A 12,530-nucleotide genomic window follows, 5' to 3' on the forward strand; every position below is an offset into this window, starting at 1 on the left:
CCGTCGAGACGTTCACCCGGGCGTGGATCGTGTCCTGACCGACCCGCACCCAACCGAACACGCATGGCGCAATGCGGCCGACAAGAACCCTTGTCGATGGTAGGCAAGAGATATAGTCTGCCGGGTGTGGTGGAACGAGACGACTACGCGGCCATCCGTGATCGGATCATCCGGCTCTCCCACCTCCATGGCTTGCGCTGCGACTGGGCGGAAACGACGAAGCGACAGCGATTCCTCCTGCTATGGGATTCCGAGGGCCGCGTCGCGGCCCGGGCGATCGTCCCGCTGTACCCAGGGGAGACCCCGCACCTGGTGGACTCCCTCGAACAGGGGCTCGCTCACCTGTTCGGCGACGAATGGCTGGAGGATCGATGACCGCAGACCGCGTTGACGTCCACGTCACCATGGCCGGCAACCTGTGGCTGGCCAAGGTGGACGGCGTGGCCGGCGGCATGTCCGCCCGTACGCTCAAGGAACTGCACGGCGACGTCGCCGAGGGGCTCCCGTTCCTGTTCGCCGACCGCGCCCAGCCGCCCGCGCCGGTCTACCACTACGCCCTGCCCGGCCTGTCGGAGCAGGACCTCGACGACTTCGCCGCCCTCCAGCGCCAGGCGGCCGCGATCGCCGAGGACTACACCCGGACACTGAAGAAGCGGGTCAAGCACATGCACGAGCTGGGCCTGTCCGACGGGGACATCGGCGAGCTGCTCGGGCTGACGAAGCAGCGCATCCAGCAGATCCGGACGAACGCCAACGACGAGGCCCGCCAGAGCGGCTGATCAGGAGCTCTCCGGGCCGCTGTCGGTCCATCCGGCCTCGATCAGCACGGTGGAGTTCCAGACCGCGCCCGGCTCGAACCCGGCCTGCGGCCCGCCCGGCTTCACCACCACGTTCTCACCGGCCAAGGGCTGCCCGGTCGCCTCGTCGAAGACCAGCCGGTTCTCGTAGACCCCGCCACCCGTCGTGCTCTCCTCCACGGACACGGCCGTGCCCTGCCGCCCTTCGGCGTCGGTCACGTTCTCGGTCACCTTCACCTCGTCGAGCTCGGCCAGCATGCGGAACGCCGCCCCGCGCACCTCGGGCGTCACCGGCATGTCCATGATCAGCCCCATGCTGACCCTGAACAGCCAGGCGTCGCCCGACATCTCCTCGCTGGTGGACTCGGTCCCGTGCCCCTCGTAGGAGGCCATCAGCCACTTCTTCAGCCTGCGGGGATCGCTCGGGAGCCCCCGCAGGTCCTTCATGGTGACGTTCCGCCCGAGCCAGAACACCTTGTCGCCGTCCACCAGCGGGCTGTGGCTCGTCGTGACCTTCCCCGGAGACGTGGACAGCGGGATGGTGCCGTACTTCGCCGTTCCGCGCCCCTTGCCCGGTACGACCGCCTCGAACTCGGCCGGTGACCCCGCCTGCTCCCAGGCCTTCCGATCCTCCTCGGTGGCGGGCTCCGCGCCGAGCGACCGGCTGCGCCACCACTGCTCGCCCCCGGTGGCGCTGGGCGTCCACCCCTCGCTGCGGTCCCGCTGCACGACCAGGTAGCCGCCGCCCTCGACCGTGTACAGGTTCCTGCTCACCGACACGCTGTGCCAGTAGGCCCCGCTCCCCTCGTCCTGCCGGGCCGCCTTCTCGGCCGCCGCCAGCAGCACCTCCCGGGCGGACAACGTCACCCGGGGCGCCTTCGTACCGCTGGGGGCGGCGCTCGCCACCACGCCCTGCCCGCCGGGGGCGCGCGGCGTCGTCGGCACGGTCCCGTTCCCCGACACGACCACCACCGCCGCCGTCACGGCAGCCGCCGCTCCCGCCAGCCCCAGCCCCCACGCCGGCCGCACGGCCTTCCGCCGCCTCCGTCCTTCCCTCGACCCCGACATGGCGCGCGCCAGCTCCACGGCCCTGGTGCTCTCATCCACCGGCCGGTCACCGAGATGCGCGGGCCTGGCCGCCCGAAGTTCGTCGATGGGGTTCATGACCACTCCTCGCTGAGATTCCGCACGTGGGGCATGGACGGCGTTTCCGCGACTCTCGCGCGTTCGGCTGCTCCGGGCGGTCCGTGGGACTCCGGCCGCCGCCCGCCGCGCTGTCCCTGAGCCGCCGGCCCCGGATCCGAAGCCGCCTCCATGGCCTGCCTGAGCCGCTTGCGAGCCCGGTGCAACCGCACCCGGTACGCCGCCGACGAGCACCCGATCACCCGGGCCGCCTCCTTGGGCGACAGTCCGTGCCAGGCGACGAGGACGAGGATCTCCCGGTCGTCCTCCGGCAACGCGGCCAGCGCCCGCAGCACGCCGAGCCGCTCGGTCACCTGATCGGCCACGTCCCCCTCGGTCCAGGCCCGCAGCTCGGCGGCGAGCGCCTCTCGCCGGACCTCCGCACGCACGTTGTCACGCAGCACGTTCCTGGCGACCCCGAGCAACCACGGCAGCGCCGGCTCGGGCACGTCGTCCAGCCGCCGCCAGGCGATCGCGAACGTCTCGCTCACCACCTCGTCCGCGACCTGCCGCCCCGCGCGGCTGACCACGTAGGCCCACACGCGTTGCCGGCATTCGTCGTACATGCCGGTGAACCGGTGCGCATCATCCGTCACCGCCCAGCCCCTTCGTTCGGGATGCGTTCTTCTGACACCAGGAAGTGGTCCAGGCCCTCCTGTTGTTACGCATCAACCGAAATTTCGTGGCACTGTCACCGGCTCTTCCCGACCGACCAGTGACAGCAGATCCACCAGCAGCACGTCCCCCCTCCGCCGCGCCGCGTCGACGAGGTCCGGCTGGAAACCTTCCGTCGAGAACAGCGCCAGCACGGCCGACGCCGTGTCGTGCCCGTGTTCCGCCAACAGCTCCTTGAGCCGCTCCAGTCGCTGGAGATCCGCCATGGTCCGCCGGGTGACCGTCGCCTTGGCCTCTCCGATGACGCTGATGACCGCCCGCCCCGCCCTCTTGTCCAGGGCGACGACGTCGATCTCGTGCTTGGCCTGCCCCTTCCTGTCGTTGACCACGGTTGCCGTGACCATGCCCGCGTTCCCCCGGAGAGCCGGATCAGCCTGCCCCCGGAGCCATTCCCTGGCGCAGAGCTCGAAGTGCGGCCCCAGGATGCCCGCGACGAAGGCCGGCCGCGAACGCCGCCACGCCTCCGCCGCCTGCCCCGTGTCGACGAGATCGCGCTGCGGCACAGTGATCAGATTGTGGAAGCGCACGATGGGGTCGACCACGGTGATCACCGGGCGGCGTTCCCACAGGGGGTCGGTGTCGTACCGCAGATATCCGGCGCTCACCAGCCCGTCGATGGGCCGTGTCAGCGACGTACGCGGCTGCTCCAGCAGCCCGCCGATCTTCGCGGGACTGGTGGCCCCGTTCGCGACCGCGTTGATGATCGCGTAGTGCAACGCACTGCCGGTGAACTTGGGGTCCTCCCGCAACAGGTATTCGGCCTCGCTGCCGGAGAAGAGCGCCTGCCTCGGGTCCAGGACGGTGCCGGGCACCCAGTCGTCCACGTCTGCGACGGTCCGCGGGGGCGGGACATTGGCCAGGCTCCGGTAGCCGGGAGAACCGCCGAGGATCGCGTGCACCCGCAGGGCCGTGGCCGGGTCGTCGATCTCCCAATGCCTGGCCGTGGTCCTCACATCGAACGGTTGCAGACGCAGGTCGAGCGCCGCCCGGCCGCGCAGGGCCTTGGTGCCGGAGAGCAGTTCGTTCATCACCGACATGGCCGAACCACAGACGATCACGCGCCCGCCCGGGACGCCCTGGCCGGCCTGGGACTGGTCATACAGCAGCTGAAGCAGCCCGGGAAGCTCGGGAGAGTGAGCCATCCAGTACGGCAACTCGTCGATGACGAGGACCCCCGGCGCCTTCCCGCCACGGCCGGACGTCAATTCGATGGCCGTCGCGAGGAGAGATTCCCATCCCGCGTCGGTGATCAGCTCGCCCGGCACCCCCGCGTATCGGGCGATCTCCGCCGCCAGCCGTCGCCGCGCGGCGACCACGCCCTCCTCCGCGACTGCCGAGACGTAGAGCCCGCCGGCGGTTTCCGCGAGAGCCCGGAGCAGGAAACTCTTGCCCACCCGCCGCCGCCCCGAGACGACGCCGAGGCGAAGATGCGGGTCCGGATGCTGGATGAATTGGGTCAAGGCCGCCCACTCGGCACCCCGGGACATCACTCGCTGCGGCTTCTCCACTGGCGTCACCTAACTTGTATGTTTTCGAGCATACTAATTAGGTTTCAACTCGCCATGCCAGTCGCCCCGGCATCTTGCACTCCACTAGTATCGGTAGCGGCAATGTCACGCTGGGTGATGGCGGTCGGGGCTTCGTTCGATCTGTCAGGGCAGCCTTCCACGGGCGGAAACTCTGACGGCTGGGTCTGGTGAACGGCGCCTTGGCCGCCTTCCTCTCCTTGAGCCCCGCCACCCGGCCTGGGCCTATCGGTCAGTCCCCCACCTTGTAGCGTGGTGCCGGTCCAGGAGTCCACCCAGGGAGCAGCCGCATGCGCTGGCAGGTCCACTCGGAAGAATCGCTCTACACCGATCGCTGGCTGGATGTCCGCATGGCGGATGTGGAGCTTCCGGACGGAAGGCACCTCGATCACCGGCTCATCCGGACCGCACCGGGAGCCGGTGCGGTCGTCACCGATGAGCAGAACCGGGTGCTGCTGATCTGGCGGCATCGCTTCATCACCGACACATGGGGCTGGGAGGTCCCGATCGGGAAAGTCGAGGAGGGCGAGGAGCCGATGGAGGCCGCCGCGCGCGAGGTCGAAGAGGAGACCGGCTGGCGGCCCGGGCCCTTGCGTCCGTTGCTCTACACCCAGCCGAACAACGGCATCTCCGACTCCGAGCATCACATCTTTCGCGCTGACAGCGCTCAGCACATCGGGCCGCCCACGGACACGTGGGAGGCGGAGCGTGTGGAGTGGGTTTCGCTGAGGGAGATTCGTCGATTGATCGACAAGCGGGACATCGTGGGTGGGACCAGTATGAACGCGCTGCTGTACCTGCTCAGTGAGATGGGCTGAGCGTTCGCCGGGCGACAGCCCGGCCCGCCCCGCGCGAAGCGCTCTGCGAAGCCCTTCGCGTCCGGGGCGGGTCCAGGCCGGTGAACCACCGAGACCCCGGCCCACCTGCCTACTTGGCGTTCGCCTTCAGGTAGTCGCTGTTCATCTGCGCGATCGTGTCCAGCGGGATCCCCTTCGGGCACACCGCCGTGCACTCGCCGGTGTTCGTGCAGCCGCCGAACCCCTCCGCGTCCATCTGGTCCACCATCGCCTTGGCACGCGACAGCCGCTCCGGCTGGCCCTGGGGCAGCAGGCTCAGGTGGGTGATCTTGGCGGCGGTGAAGAGGGAGGCCGAGCCGTTCGGGCAGGCCGCGACGCAGGCGCCGCAGCCGATGCACGTCGCCGCGTCGAAGGCCGCGTCCGCGTCCTCCTTGCGTACGGGGACGCTGTGGGCGTCCGGGGCCGAGCCGGCCGGGACCGAGACGAAGCCGCCCGCCTGGATGATGCGGTCGAACGCGCTGCGGTCCACCACCAGGTCCTTGACGACCGGGAACGGGGCCGCGCGCCACGGCTCGATGGTGATCTCGGCGCCGTCCTCGAAGTGGCGCATGTGGAGCTGGCAGGTCGTGGTGGCGCGCTGCTCGCCGTGGGCGACGCCGTTGATGACCATGCCGCACATGCCGCAGATGCCCTCGCGGCAGTCGTGGTCGAAGGCGATCGGGTCGTCGCCTTCGAGGATGAGCCGCTCGTTGAGGACGTCCAGCATCTCCAGGAAGGACATGTCCGGGGAGACGTCCTCCACCTTGTACGTCACCATGCGTCCCGCGTCCGAGGGGCCGCTCTGCCGCCAAACGCGCAGGGTCAGATTCACTTGTAGCTCCGCTGGGTCATCTTGACGTACTCGTACTCGAGCGCTTCCTTGTGCACCACCGGCCCGTTCTCGCCGCCGTACTCCCACGCCGAGACGTGCGCGAAGTTCTCGTCGTCGCGCAGCGCCTCGCCGTCGGCGTCCTGGGACTCGGCGCGGAAGTGGCCGCCGCAGGACTCGGTACGGACCAGGGCGTCCAGGCACATGAGCTCGGCCAGGTCGAAGAAGTCGGCGACGCGGCCGGCCTTCTCCAGGACCTGGTTGAGCTCCTCCGCGGTGCCGCTCACCTTGACGTTCTCCCAGAACTCCGCGCGCAGCTCAGGGATGCGCTCCAGCGCCTTGCGCAGCGACTCCTCGGTGCGCTCCATGCCGCAGTAGTCCCACATGAGCTTGCCCAGCTCGCGGTGGAAGGAGTCGGGCGTACGGGTGCCGTTCACGGACAGGAGGCGGTCGATCTTGTTGCGGACCTTGATCTCGGCCTGGGCCACGGCCTCCTCGTCCACGTCACCGAAGGGACCGGCGGCCAGGTAGTCGCCGAGGGTGGTCGGAAGCACGAAATATCCGTCGGCCAGACCCTGCATCAGCGCCGACGCGCCGAGGCGGTTGGCGCCGTGGTCGGAGAAGTTGGCCTCACCGATGACGAACAGGCCGGGGATCGTGGACTGCAGGTCGTAGTCCACCCACAGCCCGCCCATCGTGTAGTGGACGGCGGGGTAGATGCGCATCGGCACGTCGTACGGGTTCTCGCCCGTGATGCGCTCGTACATCTCGAACAGGTTGCCGTACTTCTTCTCCACGGCGTCGCGGCCGAGGCGGTTGATGGCGTCCCGGAAGTCGAGGTAGACCCCGAGCCCGCCGGGGCCCACGCCGCGGCCCTCGTCGCAGACGTTCTTGGCGGCGCGGGAGGCGATGTCGCGGGGCACCAGGTTGCCGAAGGCCGGGTAGATCCGCTCCAGGTAGTAGTCGCGCTCCTCCTCCGGGATGTCCCCGGGGGCGCGGTCGTCGTTCTTGCGCAGCGGCACCCAGACGCGGCCGTCGTTGCGCAGCGACTCGGACATGAGCGTGAGCTTCGACTGGTACTCGCCCGACACCGGGATGCAGGTCGGGTGGATCTGCGTGTAGCAGGGGTTGGCGAAGTACGCCCCGCGCTCGTGGGCCCGCCAGATGGCGGTCGTGTTGCAGCCCTTGGCGTTCGTGGACAGGAAGAACACGTTGCCGTAGCCCCCGGTGGCCAGCACCACGGCATCGGCCAGGTGGCGCTCGATCTCACCGGTCACCATGTCGCGCACGATGACGCCGCGCGCCCGCCCGTCGGAGATGATCAGGTCGAGCATCTCGTGCCGGGTGTGCATCTCCACGGTCCCGGCCGCGATCTGCCGCTCCAGCGCCTGGTACGCCCCCAGCAGGAGCTGCTGGCCCGTCTGGCCGCGGGCGTAGAACGTACGCGAGACCTGGGCGCCGCCGAACGAGCGCGTGTCCAGCAGGCCGCCGTACTCCCGGGCGAACGGCACGCCCTGCGCCACGGCCTGGTCGATGATGTTCACCGAGACCTGGGCGAGGCGGTAGACGTTCGACTCGCGGGCGCGGAAGTCGCCGCCCTTCACGGTGTCGTAGAAGAGGCGGTAGATGCTGTCGCCGTCGCCGCGGTAGTTCTTGGCGGCGTTGATCCCGCCCTGCGCGGCGATGGAGTGCGCCCGGCGCGGCGTGTCCTGGTAGCAGAACGACTTGACGTTGTAGCCCAGCTCGCCCAGCGTCGCGGCGGCGGAACCGCCCGCCAGGCCCGTGCCCACCACGATCACGTTGAGCTTGCGCTTGTTCGCCGGGTTGACCAGCTTGGCGGCGAACTTGCGCTTCTCCCAGCGCTCCTCGATCGGACCGGCCGGAGCCTTGGTGTCCTGGATCTCGGGGCCTTCGGTGTACTTCACTTGACAACTCCGAACGTGATCGCGAGGGGCGGGGCCAGGAAGCCGATCACCAGGGCCGCGGAGACCAGCGTGGCCGACACGCGAAGGACCTGGTTACGGTTGCGGTTGGCCCAGCCGAGCGTCTGGAAGGCGCTCCAGATGCCGTGCCGCAGGTGCAGGCCGACCATGACGACGGCCACGAAGTAGATCAGCGTGACCCACCACCGGGACGCGTCGAACCCGGCGATCATCCGGTCGGCGGGGGCGGAGTCGAAGCCCTTGGGGTTGACGACGCCGAAGGTCAGGTCGAGCAGGTGCCAGACCACGAAGAGCACGATGGTCACGCCGCCCCATCGCATGATGTGCGTGGCGTAGCCGTTCGCCTGCGACTTCTTGGCCACGTACTTCACGGGCCTGGCCTTGCCCGCGCGGCGGGACAGCGAGATCGCGGCCCACATGTGCAGGAGGACCGCGGCCACGAGGCCGATCTCCAGGATCGTCAGCACGGTGCGGTACGGCGCGATCGGCTCCAGCAGCGTGCGCAGCGCGTGGGCGTACTCGTTGAAGGAGTCACGGCCGAAGAAGATCTTGAGGTTGCCGAGCATATGAAGGACGAGGAAGCCCACCATCACGGCGCCCGTGACGGCCATGACGACTTTCTTGCCGTTCGACGAGGTCAGGAACCCGCCGGGCTTCTTCCGCGGTGCGGCCTTCTGAGCCTTCTTGGGGGAGGTAACAGGCGCGGTGGCGGCACCGCGCTCTATCGTGGCAGTCACGCCTTCAGACGCTAGGTATCCAGCATTGATCCGTCCAAGTCATGACGGGCCTGGTTTCGATAGCTACAGGCTATGATGTGGGTAGGCGCGGCTTTATCACCGGCTTACGCCGTGCCGGTGCGAGGAAAATCACATGCAGTTGCAGCAGCTCGCGTACTTCGTGGCGGTCGCGGAGGCCAGGCACTTCACCCAGGCGGCCGAGCGCATGCGGGTCGCGCAGCCGTCGCTCAGCAAGCAGATCAAGGCGCTGGAGGACGACCTCGGCGCGCGCCTGTTCTCGCGGGCACGCGGCAACGTCACGCTGACGGCCGCCGGTGAGGCGCTGCTCCCGCTCGCCCGCCGCATCCTGGCCGACGCCGACACCGCCCGGGAGGAGGTGGCCCAGCTCGCCGGGCTGCGCCGCGGCCGGGTGCGCCTGGGGGCCACACCCTCGCTCTGCGCCGGGCTGCTGGCCGACGCGCTGGCCCGCTTCCACCGGGCGTACCCGGGGATCGAGCTGCTGGTGGAGGAGGGCGGCTCGCGGGATCTGGTCAAGGCGCTGGCCCGGGGCCAGCTCGACCTGTCGCTGATCATCATGCCGCTGCAGAGCGACGACCCCTCGCTGGTGACCGAGGAGATCCTGCGCGAGAACCTCGTGGTCGTCTCGCCCTCGCACGAGCAGATCAAGGGCCCCTACCTGCGCATCGAGGACCTGCGGGGCAGGTCGATGGTGATGTTCAGGCGCGGTTACGACCTGCGGGAGGCGACGCTGGCGGCGTGCCGGCAGGCGGGGTTCGAGCCGAGGTTCGCGGTGCAGGGCGGGGAGATGGACGCGGTGCTGCGGTTCGTGGAGGCGGGGTTGGGAGTGGCCGTGGTGCCGTCGATGGTGCTCGACGGGCGGCCCGGGCTGCTGGGCACGCCGCTCGCGCCACCGGGGCTCAGCCGTACGATCGCGCTGGCCCACCGCAAGGATGTCGACCCGACCAGGGCCGCGCAGGCGTTCCGGGAGACCTTGCTGTCCTTCGTCGTGGAAGCCGGGCACGAGGGCACGCTTCCACAAGGGGTAGAGCTCATCGCAGAATGAGCAGCAACGGCTCCAACTCCCCGAAGAGGCGTGTTGACGGCAAATCTCTCAGAAACGCTGACGCTGCTCCTCATCGAGGACGATGACGGGGACGCCTTCCTCGTCGAGGAGCTGCTCAAGCAGGCCGAGGCCCCGCCCAAGATCTTCCGGGCCCGGACCCTGCGTGAGGCCAGGGCGAAGCTGACCTCCCAGATCCAGTGCGTCCTCGTGGACCTCTCGCTGCCCGACGCCAGCCGCCTGGAGGCGCTGGAGGCGGTCCTGGCGGTGGCGCCGCACACGGCCGTGCTGGTCCTCACCGGACTCAGGGACGTCCACGTGGCTCTCTCGGCCGTGCAGTCGGGGGCGCAGGACTACCTGGTCAAGGGCGACGTGGACGCGCGGCTGCTGGCCAGGTCCATCAGCTACGCCATGGAGCGCAAACGGGCCGACCTGGCCCAGCTCAAGCTCGTCCAGGCGGAGCTGACGGCCAAGGAGACCGCCAGGCTGGAGAGCGCCCTGCTCCCCGAACCCCTCCTGCGTACGACGTCGATCGAGCACGTGACCCGCTACCTCCCCGGCAGTGGCGGCACGCTGGCCGGCGACTTCTTCGACACCGTGCAGACGCCGGACGGCTCGGTGCACCTCGTGATCGGCGACGTGTGCGGGCACGGCCCCGACGAGGCCGCGCTCGGCGTGGCGCTGCGCATCGCCTGGCGCACCCTGGTGCTGGCGGGCGAGACGAGCGACACGCTGCTGCGCACGCTCGACCTCCTGCTGCGCGCCGAGCGCCAGGCTCCCGAGATCTTCACCACGCTGTGCACGGCCACGATCACCCCCGACCTGGGGCACGCCAGGATGCGCGTGGTCGGCCACCCGCCGCCCGTGCTGGTGCGCGACGGCGTCGTGCAGGTGGTGGACGGCGCGCCGTCGGGGCCGCCGCTCGGGATCTTCCCGGACGCGGAGTGGTCGGTGATCGACGTGCCGCTGGGCGACGAGTGGTCGATGATGCTCTACACCGACGGCCTGATCGAGGCGGCCGTGGGCGGCCCCAGCGAGCTGCTCGGCGTGGACGGCCTGCTCGATCTGGTACGCGAGCACGGCGCCATCGACCTTGACCGGCTCATCAGGCATGTGGGCACACTGAGCGACGATCTTGCCGTGGTCATGGTAAGGAAGAGGAGAGCATGAGCATTCACCCGCTTCCTCCTCCGAAGGAGCCGACCGGGCTGGGCAGGCTCCCTGTCGCCCGCTGGTTCCTGCTGATCGGTGCGCTGGCCGGCATCATCTTCGTGGCCGGGGTCGTGGTCGTCATGGTGATGAGCGCCCAGACCGCCGAGCTCAACCCGGAGCCGGCGGTGGCCTCGCAGCTCGACCGGCTGATCGTGGCCCTGACCGTGCTGTTCACGCTGCTGCTCGGCTGCGCCGTCGGGCTGGCGGTCATCGTGCGCTACGCCGTGCTGAAGCCGATCGACCAGCTCACCGAGCAGGTGCGCGCGGTCGCCGGCGGCGACTTCGACCGCGACCTGCACGTCGACCGGCCGTCGGAGCTGGCCGAGCTGTCCAGCCACATCGACTCCATGCGCGCCCGCATCCTGTCGGCCTGGCGCCTGGCCACCGACCAGACCGAGGAGCTGCGCAGGTCGAACGGGGAGCTGGAGCAGTTCGCGTACGTGGCCAGCCACGACCTCCAGGAGCCGCTGCGCAAGGTGGCCAGCTTCACGCAGATGCTGGACCAGCGCTACGGCTCGCAGCTCGACGAGCGGGCCAGGCAGTACATGCACTACGCGGTCGACGGCGCCAAGCGCATGCAGCTGCTGATCAACGACCTGCTCGACTTCTCCAGGGTCGGCCGGGTCACCGGCGAGAAGGGCGTGACCGAGTCGGGCGCGGCGCTGGACCGGGCGCTGGACAACATCTCGGCCACGATCGAGGACAGCGGTGCCACCGTCACCCGGGACGACCTGCCCCGGGTCAAAGGCAACGAGATGCAGCTCACTCAGCTCTTCCAGAACCTGGTGGAGAACGCCGTCAAGTTCCGCTCCGAGGAGCCCCCGCGCATCCACATCGGGGCCAGGCGGGACGGCGACATGTGGGAGTTCAGCTGCTCGGACAACGGCATCGGGGTCGAGCCGAAGTACGCCGACCGCATTTTCCTGATCTTCCAGCGCCTCCATCCGCGCGACGTGTACCCGGGGACCGGCATCGGACTGGCCCTCTGCCGGAAGATCGTCGAATACCACGGCGGGCAGCTGTGGCTCGACGGGGAGACCGACGGCCAGGGCTCGACGTTCCGGTGGACGCTACCCGCGGCGGGAGACGAACGATGAACGGATGGCGACCGATCGAAGTGCTCCTGGTGGAGGACGACCAGGGGGACATCTTGCTCACCAAGGAGGCCTTCGACTACAACAAGGTGCGCAACCGGCTCAACGTGGTCAACGACGGCGAGCAGGCGATGGCGTTCCTGCGGCGGGAAGGCGACTTCGCCGCCGCGCCGCGGCCCGACCTGATCCTGCTCGACCTCAACCTGCCCAGGATGAGCGGCATGGAGGTGCTGCGGGAGGTGAAGGCCGACCCGGAGTTGCGCACGATCCCCGTGGTGATCCTGACGACCTCCGAGGCGGAGGAGGACATCCTCCACAGCTACCGGCTCCATGCCAACGCTTATGTGTCCAAGCCGGTGGATTTTGAGCAATTTATCCGGGTTGTCCGGCAAATCGATGATTTTTTCGTGACTGTGGTTAAGTTGCCGGTCCAGGGGCAGCGCCTCTGACGCACGTACGTGACAGGAATCACAGCTGGTCCTCGAAAAAGTGAGTGATCCCGCTCACAAATTTCGATCCTGTCGTCGTAACGTATCCCCCACCAACGCGCGCCTGAGCGATACCGCCGATGAGCGCGCCCAGCGAAACGAAACCACGGACCCCCTGCGCGAAGGGTCCGCGGGAGGTGGAGAGGTCCGC

Annotated in this window: 13 protein-coding genes; 7 read left to right on the plus strand and 6 right to left on the minus strand. The window is 69.2% G+C overall.

The window, feature by feature from the left end:
• Positions 1-126 precede the first annotated feature (126 nt).
• On the plus strand, positions 127-375 hold the full coding sequence (locus AB0J69_RS19820; RefSeq protein WP_364118810.1) for a hypothetical protein: 249 nt from the start codon (positions 127-129) through the stop codon (positions 373-375).
• Positions 372-779: a hypothetical protein gene (locus AB0J69_RS19825; RefSeq protein ID WP_364118813.1), complete on the plus strand. Its 408-nt coding sequence runs from the start codon at positions 372-374 to the stop codon at positions 777-779. The genes AB0J69_RS19820 and AB0J69_RS19825 overlap by 4 nt, the downstream gene beginning before the upstream one ends.
• On the opposite strand, the gene AB0J69_RS19830 is transcribed toward AB0J69_RS19825, so the two are convergent.
• The 3 genes from AB0J69_RS19830 to AB0J69_RS19840 all read right to left on the minus strand — a co-directional run bounded on the left by AB0J69_RS19830 (position 780) and on the right by AB0J69_RS19840 (position 4,114).
• Complete coding sequence (locus tag AB0J69_RS19830) at positions 780-1,961, minus strand: CU044_5270 family protein (RefSeq protein WP_364118816.1); 1,182 nt, start codon at positions 1,959-1,961, stop codon at positions 780-782.
• Positions 1,958-2,575: a sigma-70 family RNA polymerase sigma factor gene (locus tag AB0J69_RS19835; protein ID WP_364118820.1), complete on the minus strand. Its 618-nt coding sequence runs from the start codon at positions 2,573-2,575 to the stop codon at positions 1,958-1,960. The genes AB0J69_RS19830 and AB0J69_RS19835 overlap by 4 nt, the downstream gene beginning before the upstream one ends.
• Before the next feature lie 72 nt (positions 2,576-2,647).
• Positions 2,648-4,114: an ATP-binding protein gene (locus AB0J69_RS19840; RefSeq protein ID WP_364118823.1), complete on the minus strand. Its 1,467-nt coding sequence runs from the start codon at positions 4,112-4,114 to the stop codon at positions 2,648-2,650.
• Positions 4,115-4,470: 356 nt separating this feature from the next.
• Between AB0J69_RS19840 and AB0J69_RS19845 the strand changes: the two genes are divergently transcribed.
• Positions 4,471-4,998 carry an NUDIX domain-containing protein gene (locus AB0J69_RS19845; RefSeq protein WP_364118825.1) on the plus strand — a complete coding sequence of 176 codons (528 nt, stop codon included), beginning with the start codon at positions 4,471-4,473 and terminating at the stop codon, positions 4,996-4,998.
• A gap of 109 nt (positions 4,999-5,107) precedes the next feature.
• Here the strand turns inward: AB0J69_RS19845 and AB0J69_RS19850 are convergent, their stop codons facing one another.
• Genes AB0J69_RS19850 through AB0J69_RS19860 form a run of 3 tightly spaced genes read right to left on the minus strand, consistent with a single transcriptional unit; the run spans position 5,108 to position 8,525 of the window.
• The gene (locus tag AB0J69_RS19850; RefSeq protein ID WP_364118828.1) at positions 5,108-5,848 is read right to left on the minus strand and encodes a succinate dehydrogenase/fumarate reductase iron-sulfur subunit; all 741 of its coding nucleotides are present in this window, start codon (positions 5,846-5,848) and stop codon (positions 5,108-5,110) included.
• A complete protein-coding gene (locus AB0J69_RS19855; protein WP_364118831.1) occupies positions 5,845-7,770 on the minus strand; it encodes a fumarate reductase/succinate dehydrogenase flavoprotein subunit in 1,926 nt (641 codons plus the stop codon). Before AB0J69_RS19855 ends, AB0J69_RS19850 begins: the two co-directional genes overlap by 4 nt.
• Positions 7,767-8,525 carry a succinate dehydrogenase cytochrome b subunit gene (locus tag AB0J69_RS19860; protein ID WP_364118834.1) on the minus strand — a complete coding sequence of 253 codons (759 nt, stop codon included), beginning with the start codon at positions 8,523-8,525 and terminating at the stop codon, positions 7,767-7,769. The genes AB0J69_RS19855 and AB0J69_RS19860 overlap by 4 nt, the downstream gene beginning before the upstream one ends.
• 133 nt (positions 8,526-8,658) lie before the next feature.
• Between AB0J69_RS19860 and AB0J69_RS19865 the strand changes: the two genes are divergently transcribed.
• The 4 genes from AB0J69_RS19865 to AB0J69_RS19880 are packed head-to-tail and all read left to right on the plus strand — an operon-like array spanning position 8,659 to position 12,340.
• Complete coding sequence (locus tag AB0J69_RS19865; RefSeq protein WP_364118836.1) at positions 8,659-9,588, plus strand: LysR substrate-binding domain-containing protein; 930 nt, start codon at positions 8,659-8,661, stop codon at positions 9,586-9,588.
• Positions 9,589-9,618: 30 nt separating this feature from the next.
• Positions 9,619-10,755 (plus strand): fused response regulator/phosphatase, encoded by a 1,137-nt coding sequence (locus AB0J69_RS19870; protein ID WP_364118839.1) that lies wholly within the window; start codon positions 9,619-9,621, stop codon positions 10,753-10,755.
• Positions 10,752-11,894 (plus strand): ATP-binding protein, encoded by a 1,143-nt coding sequence (locus AB0J69_RS19875; protein WP_364118842.1) that lies wholly within the window; start codon positions 10,752-10,754, stop codon positions 11,892-11,894. Before AB0J69_RS19870 ends, AB0J69_RS19875 begins: the two co-directional genes overlap by 4 nt.
• On the plus strand, positions 11,891-12,340 hold the full coding sequence (locus AB0J69_RS19880; RefSeq protein WP_364118844.1) for a response regulator: 450 nt from the start codon (positions 11,891-11,893) through the stop codon (positions 12,338-12,340). Before AB0J69_RS19875 ends, AB0J69_RS19880 begins: the two co-directional genes overlap by 4 nt.
• The last annotated feature ends 190 nt before the right edge of the window (positions 12,341-12,530 follow it).

This window comes from Nonomuraea sp. NPDC049709 (assembly GCF_040674815.1).
GTDB lineage: Bacteria > Actinomycetota > Actinomycetes > Streptosporangiales > Streptosporangiaceae > Nonomuraea.

Coding starts and splice junctions, on each gene's coding strand:
- AB0J69_RS19825 (WP_364118813.1), top strand. CDS start 372: ATGACCGCAGACCGCGTTGACGTCCACGTCACCATGGCCGGCAACCTG.
- AB0J69_RS19830 (WP_364118816.1), bottom strand. CDS start 1,961: ATGAACCCCATCGACGAACTTCGGGCGGCCAGGCCCGCGCATCTCGGT.
- AB0J69_RS19845 (WP_364118825.1), top strand. CDS start 4,471: ATGCGCTGGCAGGTCCACTCGGAAGAATCGCTCTACACCGATCGCTGG.
- AB0J69_RS19865 (WP_364118836.1), top strand. CDS start 8,659: ATGCAGTTGCAGCAGCTCGCGTACTTCGTGGCGGTCGCGGAGGCCAGG.
- AB0J69_RS19875 (WP_364118842.1), top strand. CDS start 10,752: ATGAGCATTCACCCGCTTCCTCCTCCGAAGGAGCCGACCGGGCTGGGC.
- AB0J69_RS19880 (WP_364118844.1), top strand. CDS start 11,891: ATGAACGGATGGCGACCGATCGAAGTGCTCCTGGTGGAGGACGACCAG.